This window comes from Deinococcus humi (assembly GCF_014201875.1).
GTDB classification, from domain to species: Bacteria; Deinococcota; Deinococci; order Deinococcales; family Deinococcaceae; genus Deinococcus; species Deinococcus humi.
In genome coordinates this window covers 216,172-229,782 of sequence record NZ_JACHFL010000003.1, presented here as the reverse complement: position 1 = coordinate 229,782, position 13,611 = coordinate 216,172, and the positions used below count along the sequence as shown (strand labels likewise).

General features: G+C 64.9%; 18 protein-coding genes and 1 tRNA gene. 10 read left to right on the top strand and 9 right to left on the bottom strand.

The features are described 5' to 3' along the window. Positions 1 to 197: 197 nt before the first annotated feature. Both HNQ08_RS07900 and HNQ08_RS07895 read right to left on the bottom strand, forming a co-directional pair. Entirely contained in the window at positions 198 to 926 is a 729-nt protein-coding gene (locus HNQ08_RS07900; RefSeq protein ID WP_184129530.1) for an SDR family oxidoreductase, read from the bottom strand. 486 nt (positions 927 to 1,412) lie between these two features. Then, entirely contained in the window at positions 1,413 to 1,904 is a 492-nt protein-coding gene (locus HNQ08_RS07895; protein ID WP_221284067.1) for a hypothetical protein, read from the bottom strand. 110 nt (positions 1,905 to 2,014) lie between these two features. Between HNQ08_RS07895 and HNQ08_RS07890 the strand changes: the two genes are divergently transcribed. Beyond that, positions 2,015 to 2,647, top strand: coding sequence for a MazG family protein (locus tag HNQ08_RS07890; RefSeq protein ID WP_184129527.1), 633 nt, complete (start codon positions 2,015 to 2,017; stop codon positions 2,645 to 2,647). Further along, positions 2,644 to 3,255, top strand: a complete 612-nt coding sequence (locus HNQ08_RS07885) for an NUDIX hydrolase (protein WP_425321338.1) — start codon at positions 2,644 to 2,646, stop codon at positions 3,253 to 3,255. Before HNQ08_RS07890 ends, HNQ08_RS07885 begins: the two co-directional genes overlap by 4 nt. A gap of 90 nt (positions 3,256 to 3,345) precedes the next feature. On the opposite strand, the gene HNQ08_RS07880 is transcribed toward HNQ08_RS07885, so the two are convergent. Further along, complete coding sequence (locus HNQ08_RS07880) at positions 3,346 to 4,365, bottom strand: DUF4384 domain-containing protein (RefSeq protein WP_184129524.1); 1,020 nt, start codon at positions 4,363 to 4,365, stop codon at positions 3,346 to 3,348. Between the two features lie 322 nt (positions 4,366 to 4,687). Here HNQ08_RS07880 and mntE point away from each other — a divergent pair, with 322 nt between their 5' ends. Continuing rightward, the gene (mntE, locus tag HNQ08_RS07875; RefSeq protein WP_184129521.1) at positions 4,688 to 5,620 is read left to right on the top strand and encodes a manganese efflux transporter MntE; all 933 of its coding nucleotides are present in this window, start codon (positions 4,688 to 4,690) and stop codon (positions 5,618 to 5,620) included. A gap of 23 nt (positions 5,621 to 5,643) precedes the next feature. Here the strand turns inward: mntE and HNQ08_RS07870 are convergent, their stop codons facing one another. Together HNQ08_RS07870 and HNQ08_RS07865 are read right to left on the bottom strand one after the other, a co-directional pair. After that, on the bottom strand, positions 5,644 to 6,240 hold the full coding sequence (locus HNQ08_RS07870) for a 3'-5' exonuclease (RefSeq protein WP_184129518.1): 597 nt from the start codon (positions 6,238 to 6,240) through the stop codon (positions 5,644 to 5,646). Further along, a complete protein-coding gene (locus HNQ08_RS07865) occupies positions 6,237 to 6,851 on the bottom strand; it encodes a hypothetical protein (protein ID WP_184129515.1) in 615 nt (204 codons plus the stop codon). Before HNQ08_RS07865 ends, HNQ08_RS07870 begins: the two co-directional genes overlap by 4 nt. Positions 6,852 to 7,006: 155 nt before the next feature. Between HNQ08_RS07865 and HNQ08_RS07860 the strand changes: the two genes are divergently transcribed. Both HNQ08_RS07860 and HNQ08_RS07855 read left to right on the top strand, forming a co-directional pair. Continuing rightward, entirely contained in the window at positions 7,007 to 7,477 is a 471-nt protein-coding gene (locus tag HNQ08_RS07860; RefSeq protein ID WP_184129512.1) for a 2Fe-2S iron-sulfur cluster-binding protein, read from the top strand. A gap of 6 nt (positions 7,478 to 7,483) precedes the next feature. Then, the gene (locus tag HNQ08_RS07855) at positions 7,484 to 8,317 is read left to right on the top strand and encodes a formate dehydrogenase accessory sulfurtransferase FdhD (protein ID WP_229789986.1); all 834 of its coding nucleotides are present in this window, start codon (positions 7,484 to 7,486) and stop codon (positions 8,315 to 8,317) included. Here HNQ08_RS07855 and HNQ08_RS07850 read toward each other — a convergent pair. Next, on the bottom strand, positions 8,283 to 9,083 hold the full coding sequence (locus HNQ08_RS07850; RefSeq protein WP_184129509.1) for an alpha/beta fold hydrolase: 801 nt from the start codon (positions 9,081 to 9,083) through the stop codon (positions 8,283 to 8,285). The two genes, HNQ08_RS07855 and HNQ08_RS07850, sit on opposite strands and share 35 nt — an antisense overlap. 62 nt (positions 9,084 to 9,145) lie before the next feature. Between HNQ08_RS07850 and HNQ08_RS07845 the strand changes: the two genes are divergently transcribed. From HNQ08_RS07845 to HNQ08_RS07835, 3 genes are all read left to right on the top strand, one after another. Continuing rightward, on the top strand, positions 9,146 to 9,892 hold the full coding sequence (locus tag HNQ08_RS07845) for an AzlC family ABC transporter permease (RefSeq protein ID WP_184129506.1): 747 nt from the start codon (positions 9,146 to 9,148) through the stop codon (positions 9,890 to 9,892). Further along, the gene (locus HNQ08_RS07840) at positions 9,889 to 10,185 is read left to right on the top strand and encodes an AzlD domain-containing protein (protein WP_184129503.1); all 297 of its coding nucleotides are present in this window, start codon (positions 9,889 to 9,891) and stop codon (positions 10,183 to 10,185) included. The genes HNQ08_RS07845 and HNQ08_RS07840 overlap by 4 nt, the downstream gene beginning before the upstream one ends. A 157-nt stretch (positions 10,186 to 10,342) precedes the next feature. Further along, positions 10,343 to 10,417: transfer RNA gene (locus HNQ08_RS07835), tRNA-Ala, on the top strand. 94 nt (positions 10,418 to 10,511) lie between these two features. Here the strand turns inward: HNQ08_RS07835 and HNQ08_RS07830 are convergent. Both HNQ08_RS07830 and HNQ08_RS07825 read right to left on the bottom strand, forming a co-directional pair. Next, positions 10,512 to 11,825 carry a tyrosine-type recombinase/integrase gene (locus tag HNQ08_RS07830; RefSeq protein WP_184129500.1) on the bottom strand — a complete coding sequence of 438 codons (1,314 nt, stop codon included), beginning with the start codon at positions 11,823 to 11,825 and terminating at the stop codon, positions 10,512 to 10,514. 2 nt (positions 11,826 to 11,827) lie between these two features. Beyond that, positions 11,828 to 12,040, bottom strand: coding sequence for a helix-turn-helix domain-containing protein (locus HNQ08_RS07825; protein ID WP_184129497.1), 213 nt, complete (start codon positions 12,038 to 12,040; stop codon positions 11,828 to 11,830). 140 nt (positions 12,041 to 12,180) lie between these two features. Here HNQ08_RS07825 and HNQ08_RS07820 point away from each other — a divergent pair, with 140 nt between their 5' ends. Together HNQ08_RS07820 and HNQ08_RS07815 are read left to right on the top strand one after the other, a co-directional pair. Then, positions 12,181 to 12,618, top strand: coding sequence for a hypothetical protein (locus tag HNQ08_RS07820; protein ID WP_184129494.1), 438 nt, complete (start codon positions 12,181 to 12,183; stop codon positions 12,616 to 12,618). Between the two features lie 49 nt (positions 12,619 to 12,667). Further along, a complete protein-coding gene (locus tag HNQ08_RS07815) occupies positions 12,668 to 13,003 on the top strand; it encodes a hypothetical protein (RefSeq protein WP_184129491.1) in 336 nt (111 codons plus the stop codon). A 92-nt stretch (positions 13,004 to 13,095) separates the two neighbouring features. On the opposite strand, the gene HNQ08_RS07810 is transcribed toward HNQ08_RS07815, so the two are convergent. Continuing rightward, positions 13,096 to 13,356 carry a cold-shock protein gene (locus tag HNQ08_RS07810; protein WP_184129488.1) on the bottom strand — a complete coding sequence of 87 codons (261 nt, stop codon included), beginning with the start codon at positions 13,354 to 13,356 and terminating at the stop codon, positions 13,096 to 13,098. Positions 13,357 to 13,611 lie beyond the last annotated feature (255 nt).

Sequence of the window (13,611 nt, the reverse complement as noted above, 5' to 3'; positions counted from 1 at the left end):
GGGGTGATCCTCATGACTGCACCCCGCGCATCCAAGGTCAGCGTGGCCCGCCGACTCCCCTGGCGGATATGGGCGAAATACACAGCGGATCGCTGACCTCCACAGGAAGATGCCGGGCGCAGAAAAATCGCCCGGCATCTTCCAACAGTTCAATCCTGGGCGAACCGTTCTTCCAAACGAGTCCGTCCAGGCCAGAGTTACTTCTTTGGTGGCTTGCTGGGGCGCACTTCTACCCGGCTGGGCAGTGTACGTGCGGGCATATTCAGCAGGTCCACTGTCAGCTGCGCGATGTCCTCCGGCTGAATCTTCCAGGCGTCGGCGTCGGACGGCGTGTGCCCGCCGAAGTGTGTCGCCACGCTGCCGGGCATGATCTGCGTCACCTTGATGTCGTGCTGACGCAGGTCCAGGGTCAACACCTCTGACAGACCATTCAGGCCGAATTTGCTGGCGTTGTAGGCTGCGCCGCCTGCAAACGGATTCTTGCCCGCAAGGCTCGATAGCGTGAAGATGTAGCCGCCCCGCTTCTTGAGGGCCGGAATGGCCGCCTTGACCGTGTAAAAGGCTCCCGACAGGTTGGTGTCGATCACGTCCTGCCACTGCTCGATGCTCATGTCAGCCACGTTGGCAAAGTTGCCGACCCCGGCGTTGACGAACAGCACATCCAGGCCACCGAAGGCGTCGGTGTGGGCGGCAACCTCGCGTTCCAGGGCCGCCGGGTCCCGCACGTCGCAGACCACGCCCCGCGCCTGACCGCCAATCTTGCGGGCAGCCTCGCTGATCTCCCCCTTGTCTCGGCTGGTGATGGTCACGGCATAGCCTGCCGCCGTCAACGCGCGCGCCACCTCGTAGCCAATGCCCTTGCTGGCCCCGGTTACAAAGGCGCTGCCGCGCGTACCTGCCTCCTGCTGTGCTGTCTGGTCAGTCATTTCCCGACGCTAACACGCCGGTGCACAGGAGTCCCGAATCACAAGGCGAGCTAAATTCCACGGGGCTGTGAGCCTGAGGGGGCGGCGTCCACCACTGCTCAGCGCGTGTACCAGGGCTGTGCTTCCACGTCCGACGAGTGCCGCAGGTAGGAATTCATAGCGATGCCCAAAGCGCTCAGGCCTGAGAGAGCCGCAGCCCCCATCATCAACCCGGTCGGCACGGGATCCACCACCCCGGCGCCCACTGTCCCAATCAGCCCAGCCGCGACCACCCAGCCGACTCGGCGCTGCAAACTGATGCCGATGCAGTGTGTTAAATATGTTCTTCTGCTCATCGAAATTTAAGATAGCGCTCAAAAACCAACCGTGTGGCAAAAATGTGCGGCTACACCGGATGGGGGATTGACCTTACGGAAAATTCAAGGGCAGAAATTTCCCGGGCTCAACCCTGGCGTCTGAGGCCCGCTGATCTTAAAAGACGCCCGCTCAGGGCAGCCGCTGGGCCAACTGGTCGTACACGAAGTTGGCCGCCTCCGCCTGATGCTGGTAGACGCTCCACAGGGTGAAATCTTGTCCCACGCTGATCCGCTCTCCCTCGGGCAGGGTGAAATCCAGCCGTGCATTCAGCTTGAGCCAGGGCAACAGAGCGCCGGGCGTCTGCAACACCGGGGTCACGCGAATGGCCTGCGGGCTGGCCATGTCCTTGCCGATTGTGGCTCCCGGATAGCGCCGCTTCAGGGCGCCCGCCGCATCCCGGCGCATGGCGGCCAGAACGCTGGTCTGGTCGCTGCCGCCCAGCAGATTGGGGCCCACCATCTGCGGGTCCAGAATCACGAAGGTGGCGGTGGACAGCCGGGCTTTGCTCCAGGCCGCGGACAGCGGCCCAGCGGGAGACTGTGTGGCAGGTGTCTGGGCCTGAGCGGATACCAGCAGGGTGGTCAGCAGAGCGGCGGGCGTGAGAAGGGTTCGGGAGGTCATGCCCACAGTGCAGCACATCCGGCCTGATGGGCCGTGAAGTGGGGATGAGGCGCGTGCTGAGCGGCAGGACGCCCACCCAGTCCCAGAACGGAGGCGCTACAGTGGGCCGCATGCAGGACCTCCTGAACACCTTGCGCCGCCTGCGGGCCCCGGACGGCTGTCCCTGGGACGCGGAGCAGACCCACGTCTCACTGCGCCCATACCTGCTGGAAGAAGCCGCCGAGGCGGTCGACGCCATTGATGGCGGGCATCCGGCGGAGCTGGCCGGGGAGCTGGGCGACGTACTGCTGCAGGTCGCCTTCCACAGCGTGATTGCCGAGGAAGCGGGCACCTTCAGCTACACAGATGTGGAGGAGGGTGTCGTGCGGAAGCTGGTGCGGCGGCACCCGCACGTCTTCGGCGATGTGCAGGTCAGTGGCAGCGCCGAGGTGGTGAGCAACTGGCAGGCCATCAAGGCGGCCGAGCAGGGCGGCAAAACCCGCCGGGCGTTGGACCGGGTGCCAGCAGCACTGGGGGCGCTGGCTAGAGAGGCGGCGGCGCAGAAGCTAGCGGGTGTCACGGGTGACCGGGAACGCATCGCGGCCATTCTGGAAGCAGCTTCCGACTCGCCGCAAGGGGTGGCGGACGTGCTGGCCGCCGTGGTGGCCTGGGCACGCTCGCAGGGTGTGGACGCCGAACTGGCGCTGAGGGACCAGACCACGCGCACGCTGCAGGCCCTGCCGGACGAGGCCGCCGCCCCGTGAGCGATGGACACGGCACCGATCCCCTGGACGTCTCGCTGCTCAATGACCAGTCCAATGCACCGGCCCCAGACCCCTGGGCCGGCTGGCTCGCCGGACGCCGCCGTCAGCCGCTGCATCTGCCGGAATACCGCCCCGCCGCCGTGCTGGTGGCCCTGACCCGAGAGGCAGACCCACGCGTGCTACTGACCGTACGGTCTGCCGAGTTGCCCACCCACCGGGGCCAGATCGCGTTTCCGGGCGGCAGCCTGGAGGCCGGGGAAAGCGTGACCGAGGGGGCCGTGCGCGAGGCGTGGGAGGAAGTGGGGCTGAACCCCGCCGAAATCACCGTGCTGGGTGAACTGGACGACGTCTTCACCCCGGCGGGCTTTCATGTCACGCCGGTGCTGGCACGCGTGCCAGCCCGGCCCATTTTGAGGCTCTCCGGCGAGGTCACCCAGATTTTGCTGCCGCCACTCTCGGAGCTGCGGGCGCTGAGGCCTATCGTCGAAACCCGCCAGATGCCAGACGGACGGCCTGCGGTACTGTACCGCTACCCCTGGCAGGGTCACGACATCTGGGGCATGACCGCGCGGGTGTTGCACGATCTGCTGACGGACGGGCCGCTGTAAACGCCGGAGAACATCAGGACACGCCTGCGGCGTCGCTTCAACACGAAAAACCCCGCCAACGAGGCGGGGCATCACAAGCACAGGTCAAGCTTAGCGGGTGGGGTTGATGGTGATCTGACCGTTGGTGGTCACGTTGTAGGTGCTCAGGAAGGTGCGGTAGCCGGGGGCGATCATCACGATCTCGTGGCTGCCACGGTCCACCTGCACGTTCAGGCTGCCGTTGCTGATGGTCCCGGCTTCACGGCCGTCCACGAACACGCGGGCGTTGTTCACGCTGCTGCGGATGGTGATGGTCAGCGTGCTGGGGGCGGGAGGCGTGACCGCGACGAACTCGGCATTCACGTTGGTGGTGGCGCCGGCGCGGATGGCGACGGTGGTCGAGATGTCACGGTAGCCGGGGGCCTGGATGCGGATGGGGTAGCTGCCGGGGCGCAGGTTGTTGTAGGTCACGTTCGCGCCGCCGAGCCGCTGGCCGTTCAGGGTCACGGTGGCGTTGTCCACGTTGGCACCCACGAACAGGCTGCCGGTGCTGACTGGGTTCTGCGCGGCCACGGTGTAGAAGGCCGTGTCAGACACCCAGGAGTTCTGAGGGATGGGCGTGACCACGATGCTCAGGGCCTGCGCCAGTCCGGCCTGGTTCTTGGCGTTGACGGTGGCGAACTGATCCTGCGAGGTCTTGAACGAGCTGATCTGGCTCAGGTTCAGTTCGGTCAGGCTGGCCAGCGCGAGCACCTTGTTCTGGCCGATGGGGCCAGCGATGTCGAAGGTAAAGTTGTCGCCGGGTGCGGGGAAGCTCCGGGTGGTGTTGGCCTTGACGAAGTTGCTGTTATCGCTGCTCAGGCGGTTGGGCAGGATCTGGTCCACACTGCCGTCGGGGTTGACGTTGAACAGGTAGACGTAGGCGTCACGGTTGACGCTGGCGCTGATCACGGCCTTCTCGCCGACCTTGTAAGCGGGGTTCTGCGCGCCGCTGGAATCCTTATCAACGCGGACGCTGACGCTCAGGTCAGGCTGGGTGGGGTTGACGATAATGCTCTGGGCGCTGATCTTGGGAGCGGCGGCGGCGGTGGACAGCAGCAGGGCTGCGGGGATCATCAAGAGTTTTTTCACGGGTGGTACCTCCGAGACGCAGACTAAGCCGGGCAACATGACGGGCCATGAGTGGGGCAGGGAGCAACGTTAATGGTGCTTCAGCTTACGATCAGCAGCATGACGAGCGGCTGACGTGCGTATGGGCGGTCATTTTCCTCTTTCAATTTCCAGAGTCTCCCCCCAACAGATCGGCACTTCATGAAGAGTGCGGAGCTGTTCTCGCAAACCTGGGACAGCGTGATAACTGGTGCGATCCTGAAGCTGTTGGCCCACCTGTTCCTCAGTCAGTTCTCCGCACCACCACGCCTTTTGCCGCACCTAACCCTGTTAGCCTCTTGGGATGAGCGTGACCTCCTCTCCCCAAAGCACGTCACGGCCCAGGGGCGCGGGGCGCGCGGCACAGCTGGCGTTGTGGACCGTGGGGGTGGCGCTGGTGGTGCTGGGCCTGAAGTTCGTGGCCTACCTGATGACCGGCAGCGTGGCGCTGTACTCGGACGCGCTGGAGAGCGTAGTGAACGTGGCGGCGGCCCTGGCCGCCCTGATTGCGCTGCGCGTGGCGGCCCGGCCCGCCGACCAGAACCATCCCTACGGGCACACCAAGGCCGAGTACTTCAGCGCGGTAGCCGAGGGCGTGCTGATCGTGCTGGCTGCCCTGAGCATCGGGCGCGAGGCCATTGGGGGGCTGCTGAGTCCGCGCGAACTCGACGCACCCTACGCGGGGCTGCTGGTCAACCTGGGGGCCGGGCTGATCAATGCGCTGTGGGCCACGCGACTGCTGCGTGCGGGGGCCGAATTGCGCTCTCCGGCGCTGCTGGCCGACGGGCGGCACCTGAGAGCCGACGTGCTGACCAGTGTGGGCGTGCTGCTGGGCGTCGCGGCGGCCAAACTGACCGGCCTGACCTGGCTGGACCCGGCGCTGGCGCTGCTGGTGGCCGTCAACATCCTGTGGAGCGGCTTCGGCCTGGTGCGCGAGAGTGTCGGCGGCCTGATGGATACCGCTGTGGATCCGCAGACCGAGAGCCAGATTCGCCGCATCATGAGGGAACACGGCGACGGCGCCCTGGAGATGCACGACCTGCGCACCCGCCACGCCGGGCGGCTGGCGTTTATCGAGTTTCATATGGTGGTGCCCGGCGAGATGTCGGTGCAGGAGGCGCACACCATCTGTGACCGTCTGGAGGACGCGATCCGTGCAGAGATGCCCGACAGCAGTACCACGATTCATGTGGAGCCGCAGGACAAGGCCAAACATCACGGCGTTCTGGTGCTGTAGGCCCTAGAAGACTCGCTTGTTCGTCAGCTGGACGTTGCGGCTGGCCCCACCAGCTTGAGCAATTCGACGTACACCTTCGCCGTCGCCGTGGCATCCTCAAGCGCGTTGTGCGCGGCGTACTCGATGCCAAAATGCTCGGTCAGCTGCGCCAGCGGGGTACCGACACCGTGGGGCAGCACGCCGGCGTGAATCAGGAACTGGGCGGTCAGCTTGGTGTCCACGTAACTGCTTCTGAACACCCGGCGCAGGTCCGGAAGAAGCGGACGCAGAAAACGCAGGTCGAAGCCGAAGTTATGGCCGCCCAGCATCACGCGGCCCACGCTAGCCGCGTACTCGCGCAGGGCGGCGGCCACCTCCTCGGGTGGCTGGGCGGCGCGGTCATGTTCCAGGAGATCAATGCCCGTCACGGCCAGCGCGCCGGGTTCCACGCAGTACTCGCGATGCTGCACCAGCAGATGGATCGGGCGGGAAAGCCCACCGTCCACGCCCAGCGTCACCGCCCCGATGGTCAGCAGCGGGTGACGGGCGGGATCGCGCCCCCCCGTTTCCACGTCCAGAAAGATGATCGGCTGGCGCAGGGTGAGGGAGGACTCTGTAGTGGGGGAATCCGCGCCGCTCATCGGCCCGTGCCGGTCATCGGGGGCGTATGCATCTGCAGGCGGCGGCGAATCAGCGGGTGAGGATCTTTGCGGAGGCGATCGAGGACGTGCGGTGGCAGGTCAGGCCTGGCCGACAGGGCCAGACGCACCCCGTACTCGTGATCGGTGGACAGACGCCCGACGAGTTCCTCGCTCAGGTCCGGGTGCTGGGCCACCGCCGCGCGCAGCTGCCATTCCTCACGGTTTGCCAGCTGTGCCAGCCGCTCCTGGCTGAGCCGCGCCCGCCCCGCCACGGCCCAGCGGGCCTGGCGGTCCGGGTGGCGCATCGCCAGTTCCTGCACCCATTCGGGCGCGGTGTCCACTGCCGCCAGCCTGGACACGGCCAGTCCGGACCACGCGCGGATGTGGCCTGCCTGCGCCAGCCGCAGCAGCGGCAGGGCAGGATTGTCCAGCACCGCCTCTGCGTAGCCCAGGGCCAGTTCGCCCAGCAACGTGACCGGAGTGTTGGGGTGGCGGGCCACCGCTTCCAGCACATGCGGCGGCGCACCGTGAACCAGCCGCAGCAATTCGGCGGAGGTGGCGTCTGGTGCGGGCAGCCCGTCGGCGGGAAGCGGGAGTGAGGCGGCGGGCATCCCCGGTATTTTGCCGTCTGCACAGGGTTGAAAACAGCGCCGCGTGCACCTTCGGACGGTACACTAGCTCCGGTTTCCGTAAGCTCCGGCCAGGTTCTAGCGTGGGGAGACTCCTATACTCCGGAGGAATTCAACAGTGCTGGGAGGCTCCGAGGATGCGACAGACGGATCATTTGCCCGTTCCCACCGACGCCGGTCAGAGGGCGGAATTGGGACCAATTCTCCCTGCTTCCGGGCCGACCGTTCGCATTCAGATCGATGGGGCCATTTTCGACAGTTTTGTCGGCGAGCCGCTGATCGACGCCACCAATCGCGCCCGGATGGAGCTCGCCCAGGTGTGTTATCACCCGCAACTAGGGCCGATTCAGACGTGTGCCACCTGCACGGTAGAACTCGATGGAGGGATTGGGCGAGCGTGCGGAACGCCCGTGCGGGCCGGGATGATCATCCGCACCCAGACGGCCGCACGGTGGGAACTGGCCGGGCTGCTGCGCGGCCGGGACGCGCAACTGGCGCTGGGGGCCATCTTCGCGGTCCTCAGGGGTGTAGGCTGGGCGCTGCGCGAGAGCCGGGACGAGACGCAGGGCGGCTCTAGGGCAGAGAGGGCTGACCGAGGATCGCCGTGAAGTGCCGTGCATGACGATGAAATTCCAGGTTCGAGCCGTCCAGTGCGCCTCTTCACATCGGGGGAGTGGACGGCGCGGGAAGACCCCATCGCCGGAGAAGAACCCCTGGAACTCCGTCTGCACACGCCCAAATCACCCATCACCCTGGGCGTGTTGATGCGGACGCTGGGGCAAGACCGTGAACTGCTCCTCGGCTGGCTGGTGTCGGAAGGACTGCTGCCCAACAGCCTGGAACTCCTCCCAGAGAGGGAGAACCCGAATGTCTGGCAGCTCCACACTGCCGAATATGAACGGCTCTCAAGAGGCGCGCGCCTGAGCGTGTCGTCGAGCGCCTGCGGGGTCTGCGGTTCGGGCAGCATTGAACGGCTGGCCGTTCGGTCACAGTCGGTGGTCTGGACCGGAGGAAATCTATCGCCGGCACTGCTGGCTGCCTTGCCCGAACGCCTGCTGGAGCGTCAGCCGGGATTTGCCGCCTCTGGGGGCCTGCACGGTGCGGGTCTGTTCACCGCGGACGGAGAACTCCTGTGCGCTTTCGAGGATGTGGGGCGGCACAACGCGGTAGACAAGGTGGTGGGCTGGGCGCAGTTGCGCGGCCTCCTCCCGCTCTCAGGTCACCTGCTGGTGGTCAGCAGCCGCGCTGGTTTTGAAATTGCTCAGAAGGCCGTCACGGCAGGAGTGTGCGTGGTGGTGGCCGTGGGGGCAGCAACGTCGCTGGCGGTAGACACAGCGGCCACGTTCGGCGTAACCCTGTGCGGCTTCGTGCGCGAGGGGCGATTGACGGTCTACTCGGGCGGGGAGCGCATCGCTACCTTGCCGGAAGGCCGTTCAAGAACACTCTGACCGCCTTCAGAATCTGCGCCTCTGCGGCGGCGTGGGTCACGGTGGGCAGGCCGTCACCCTTCTGCGGGCCGTAGCGCCCGAAAAAGCTGTGGACCGCACCAGGAATCACCGTCAATCGGGCGTCAACAGGCAGCCGGTTCAGACCGTCCCGCACAGCGTCGGGTTCGGCCACCCGGTCATTCTCGGCCAGCAGCGACAGCACCCGAAGGCGGGTGTCTTTGAGATTCACATTGCCCGCCGGGTACGCACCCATGAGGATCAGGGCACTGACCTGATCGGTATGACCTCTGGCATACTGCGCGGCCATCGCCCCGCCCAGCGAGTGGCCCGCGATGATGATCGTCTTGCCCTCGCCAAATTTCCGGATGAGGGCGTCGGCGCGGTTGATGCCCGTCACGGCCAGATCGAGGGGAAATACTGGAATGACGGTCTGCACGCCGGCCGCGGCCAGGGCGCGGCCCAGCCATTCGTAGGCTTGCGGACGAACCAGACCGCCGGGGTAATAGACCAGCAAGGCATTAACCTCGCCGCTCGGCCTGATGTCGATGAACGCGCCGTCCTCGTTCTCCAACGTGGAAGTCACGCCCGCCGCCTGACCAGAGGGAGGCACGGCGTCCTGGCCAATCACCAGGGGCGGGCGCACAAGAAACCCCTGGGCCAGTGCAAACAGATACCCCAGCACCAAGGCCAGGATCAGTCCCAGCCAGAAGCGGGCGCTCGGCGGCAGGGCGAGGCGGCTGCGGTTGCGCGAGGTCAGACGGGTCATGCTGGCAGCATAGACGGGCTTGCCCTCCGCTGACCGGATCAGCAACCGCTAAGCTACCGGGCATGCCTGGGTCTGCCTCAGTTTCGCCGTTCTGGCCCGCGTTCTGGCGCGGCTACCGCGTCATGACGCCTCTGTGGTTGGGCATGGTGCCCTTCGCAGTGGCCTACGCAGTTACGGCGCGGGCCTCCGGGCTAAGCGTCTGGGAGACGCAGTTGATGAGCCTGACCGTGTTCGCAGGCGCGTCGCAATTTGCAGCGGCGGGCCTGTTTGCAGGTTACGGTGCGATAGGCGGAGCGTCGGCCATCGGCATTGTGCTGACCACCTTTCTCCTGAACGCGCGGCATCTGCTGTACGGCTTGAGTCTGTCGCGTCAAGTCAAGCTGAGCCGCCCACAACGTCTGATCGCCGCACAGTTTCTGACGGACGAATCGTATGGGATGGTCACCGTCCGTGGGGAGCAGGAGCCGGACGGCCCCAGCTTCGGCTACCTGCTGGGCGCGGAACTCAGCCTGTACACGGTCTGGAACGCGTCCACCCTGCTGGGCGCGGTGGGCGGCGCCGTGTTGCCCTCGCCGGAAGCGCTGGGCGTGGGGGTCATTTTCCCGCTGGCCTTTCTTGGCCTGCTGGTGCCCATGCTGCGGGGACGCGTAACCGTGTTGGTGGCACTGGCGTCCGGGCTGGTGGCGTGGGGGCTGTCGCGCGTGCTGCCCGGCGGGCTGGTGATCCTGCTGGCGGGCGTTGGCGGCGCGCTGCTGGGAGCGTGGCTGACCGGACAGCAGACTGCCCAGAGGCAGAAGGCGGGGCTGTGAGCGTCGTCGCCGTGATCGTGCTGATGTGGGCCGTAACCTACCCGGCCCGCTGGCTGGGCCTCAATCTGGGACGGGTAAACCTGCCGCCGTTCTGGCTGGCTTTTCTGGGCTTCGTGCCGGTCAGCGTGATCGCCGCCCTGATCGTTCCCGAGGTGCTGGGCAGTGCGGAGTGGCCACGCCGCCTGTTCGCCTGCGCCGTGGGCGGGCTGATCGTCTGGCGAAGTGGACACCTCGCAGCAGGAATACTGGGCGGCTTCGCGGCGTACTGGGCAGTGCGGATATTGGGGGGCTGAGGAGAATGTTGTAAGACACATGCCGGAACCTGGACCAATCAACGGTTCCTGACAGCTAAAACGCTCTCATCTGGGTTGCAGGGACACACGGACGTCGCAGACTTCAATGCACCCCTTGTCATTCAGTCCCCACGTCTGCTAGTCTGCGCCCCGCTGAGGGGGCTTAGCTCAGCGGGAGAGCATCCGCTTTGCAAGCGGAGGGTCTGGGGTTCGAATCCCCAAGCCTCCACCAAAGAAAACACCGTCCTAGACGGTGTTTCTTTTTTGCGCCTCTCCTGCAGCCGCCCATTTTCAGTCGCCCGGTGTAATAGCGGTGTAGTAGTGCCTCAGTTCAGTGCAGGAAGGCTGAAAGCTGGAGCCACAGGTGGCGCGTCGAAGAGGTCCACCACCAGCGCCCGTCGCTCGTTGTCCATGACGTGTCGGTATACATCCAGAGTGATTGACACCCGCGCATGTCCGAGTACCTTAGACACCACTTCCACCGGCACGCCCCGGCGAAGGGCCAGCGTGGCGAAGGTGTGGCGTAGGTCATGAGGTGAGATGCTGGGCAACTTCTCCCCTGCCTGTACTGCCGCCATCAGTGCGGCCCGCTTCTCACGCGGCACGCCCTGCCAGACTGACCGCTTACCCATCTGCTGTTCCAGCCGCGCCGGGTCTGACCAGTCCACCAGCAGCTTGACGCCGCGCTTGAGGTTGTCTGGGTGCGTCCACTCGCCCAACGCCGTAGCAAACACCGCACCCGTGCCTGCCCATGCACTGCCCGCCGCCTGACGCTCCTTCTCCTGGGCCGTCCGGTGATCTTGCAGAACGGCCACCAGCGAGGCGGGAAGGTGAATGTCCCGCCGTGAATTGACGGTCTTGGGATCGCCCGTCTCGATTTCTTCCAGGCCCATGACCCGCGTCTGCCGAACGCGCAGCACGCCCCGCTCTAAATCCACGTCATGCCAGGTTAGGCCCATGACCTCCCCGCGCCGCAGACCGATGCTGACTGCCGTGAAGATGGCGGGCCACTGCCGGCACAAACCCGCCGCATGGAGCGCTGTCCCCAGGGTATGCAGCCGCGCCACTTGATCGAAGTCCAGCGCCTCCCCTGCCGATACGGCCCACGCCGCCTTGACCTGCCGCACGCCCTCCATCGGGTTGACGTAAATAATCTGATCCGTGACCGCTTCCCGGAACACGGAGCGCAACCGGGTCAGCACGCGCGCTTGAGTACGGGGCGACATGACCGTGCCCCCATACATCTGCCGTCTGGAGAGCGTCACCATGAGGTCTTTCATGTGGTGGGGGCGCACGTCCTGAAGGCGCATGTCCCCGATGTGTTCGAGCGCATAGGCCAGCTCGTCACCGTACTGGTTCGCCGTCCGGGGCGTGACTTGCAACTGCCGACGCTGCCAGCGCCCGGCGTACTCGGCCACTGTGACCTTTGCTGGCTCCCCGATCAATCCGCGCGAGTAATCCGCCTGAACTTTGTTCATGGCGTCATGCGCCGCCTTCTTACTGGCCGCACGGCCTGACCGGGTGATGCGTTTCCCGTCAGTCTTGAATCCCAGCGTAACCTGCCAGCGATAGACCTCGCCTTCTTTCCAGACCGTGCCTTCGCCATTGCCGCGTACCTTCGCCTTCTTGGGGGTGGTCATGATCAGCCGTCCTTTTTAGGAACAGCTTCAAGGGTCAGGCCCAGCGCCTCCAGAACATTCATCAGACTTTCCGGCATAGTTCCCCGCCTACCGCTCATGATCTGGGAGAGAGCAGGCGGGCTGATTCCCAGTCGCCGCGCCAGCTCAATTTGAGTCAAGTTTTGCTGAACCATTTCTGCCCGTACTCGTGCGCGTATTCGTTCGTTCACGTCCATATCCTCCCAAGTCTACGTTAAGCGGTTTGCTTATTGACAAGATTAAGCATAGCGCTTAACATTGTCAATAGCAGTCAGGGACGCCTACCCCGCGAAGAGAAGCGTCCCTGACTGACTCCCTACAGCAGTAAAGGAGCAACATGCACGATATCAAGCCCCGCGTCCTGTCCCGCACTTGGGATGCTCACACCACATACAGGGAATGCAGCGTCATCACAGGCACGGCCACCCACACCTTCACCATGTCCCGCACCCCGGACGGCTTCAGGGTCACCGTAGACGGGAAGTCGGTCGACGTGCTGGACGCCGCGCGCCTCCTGTCCGGCGCTGATCACCTGATCGTCGTTGCCGAAGTGCTGGACACCCCGCCCACCATCGGCAAGGGCCGCGCGTGCGAGCTGCACCGAATCATGGGCAAAGTCGGCCTTCCCCATGCCCAACACTACGCGCTGGCCGCCGCTGCCCTGGGCGAGTGGGCTCCGCTGCCCACTTTGTCAGATCTGACGGAATCAGAGGCCCGCGCCGTCTGGCGGCACTTGGCCCGCCTGTATCCCGCTGCTCGCGCTTTCGCTGCTTGAACTCGACAGGGGGCCACCCTGCCCTCTTTTCCTTTTGGAGGTTGTCACCATGTCAGACCCGCGCCGTGTTGTTCCCGTTCTGGTCGATGTCATCAAGCAGCCTGAGTTTTTGATCTTTACCAGTCGCCTGCCCTCTGGGCGCCTGATGCGGCAGACCGTCCAGCGCCCCGTCTGGCTTCGCCCTGGCGAAGATTTGGACAACCCTGACGCGCTGCCTTGCCTGACGGTATGGTCACGCTGTCCCGTCACCCGTGATATCCCGCCCCCCAGCGAGTGGCCCGTCGTCTTGGCCCAATTCGAGGTCGATCCGGATACTGCTGAAGGCGCTGCCGCCATCGCTGCCCTCGGCATGAAGCGCTGGACGCAACCCAGAACCCGCGCTTGACAGGCTTTCTTTCGGACCCTCTCTAAGCTGAATCCGCCAAAAAGAAGGGAGCCCGTAAAGGCTCCCTTCTTCAGCTTGAAAGTCTGGTTCGATTACCAGCGGTCGTCGCGGCGAGGGCGGTCGCTGAACCCGGATGCCGGTGCAGCCTTCGTGACGACGATGTTCTTGGCCTGGGGACCTTTTCCGCGCTGACCGTCTTCGACTTCGAATTCCACTTCGTCGCCTTCGTTCAGCTTCTTGAAGCCGCTGCTCTGGATCGCGCTGAAGTGCGCGAACACGTCAGGGCTGCCAGGTGTTTCGATGAAGCCAAAGCCTTTCTCTGCGTTAAACCATTTCACTTTTCCTGCGGGCATATTCCACTCCTTGAATTCCACATACGAAACGGCCCCAGAGAGATTGCTTAGAGCACCCCGGGGTCAGTCCGAAATAAAGAACACTCGTGACTAGTATAGCGGCAATCTTCTCCGTGGCTCACATCCCAGTACCAGGGAATCGGGAAATGTTCGATAGGTGGTGCGCCTTGAGTGAAGCGCAAGGGTTCAGTGGGACATGATGATGGAGGCCCTGTATTCCCCAATGTGAACCACGCCGGATCGTCTCGCACGCTG

What these genes read in the sequence shown, in the direction of transcription:
- HNQ08_RS07825 (WP_184129497.1), bottom strand. Translation starts at nt 12,040, where the DNA reads ATGGACGTGAACGAACGAATACGCGCACGAGTACGGGCAGAAATGGTT.
- HNQ08_RS07845 (WP_184129506.1), top strand. Translation starts at nt 9,146, where the DNA reads ATGCCTGGGTCTGCCTCAGTTTCGCCGTTCTGGCCCGCGTTCTGGCGC.
- HNQ08_RS07860 (WP_184129512.1), top strand. Translation starts at nt 7,007, where the DNA reads ATGCGACAGACGGATCATTTGCCCGTTCCCACCGACGCCGGTCAGAGG.
- HNQ08_RS07810 (WP_184129488.1), bottom strand. Translation starts at nt 13,356, where the DNA reads ATGCCCGCAGGAAAAGTGAAATGGTTTAACGCAGAGAAAGGCTTTGGC.
- HNQ08_RS07870 (WP_184129518.1), bottom strand. Translation starts at nt 6,240, where the DNA reads ATGAGCGGCGCGGATTCCCCCACTACAGAGTCCTCCCTCACCCTGCGC.
- HNQ08_RS07820 (WP_184129494.1), top strand. Translation starts at nt 12,181, where the DNA reads ATGCACGATATCAAGCCCCGCGTCCTGTCCCGCACTTGGGATGCTCAC.
- HNQ08_RS07850 (WP_184129509.1), bottom strand. Translation starts at nt 9,083, where the DNA reads ATGACCCGTCTGACCTCGCGCAACCGCAGCCGCCTCGCCCTGCCGCCG.
- HNQ08_RS07830 (WP_184129500.1), bottom strand. Translation starts at nt 11,825, where the DNA reads ATGACCACCCCCAAGAAGGCGAAGGTACGCGGCAATGGCGAAGGCACG.
- HNQ08_RS07815 (WP_184129491.1), top strand. Translation starts at nt 12,668, where the DNA reads ATGTCAGACCCGCGCCGTGTTGTTCCCGTTCTGGTCGATGTCATCAAG.
- HNQ08_RS07895 (WP_221284067.1), bottom strand. Translation starts at nt 1,904, where the DNA reads ATGACCTCCCGAACCCTTCTCACGCCCGCCGCTCTGCTGACCACCCTG.
- HNQ08_RS07865 (WP_184129515.1), bottom strand. Translation starts at nt 6,851, where the DNA reads ATGCCCGCCGCCTCACTCCCGCTTCCCGCCGACGGGCTGCCCGCACCA.
- HNQ08_RS07890 (WP_184129527.1), top strand. Translation starts at nt 2,015, where the DNA reads ATGCAGGACCTCCTGAACACCTTGCGCCGCCTGCGGGCCCCGGACGGC.
- mntE (WP_184129521.1), top strand. Translation starts at nt 4,688, where the DNA reads ATGAGCGTGACCTCCTCTCCCCAAAGCACGTCACGGCCCAGGGGCGCG.
- HNQ08_RS07900 (WP_184129530.1), bottom strand. Translation starts at nt 926, where the DNA reads ATGACTGACCAGACAGCACAGCAGGAGGCAGGTACGCGCGGCAGCGCC.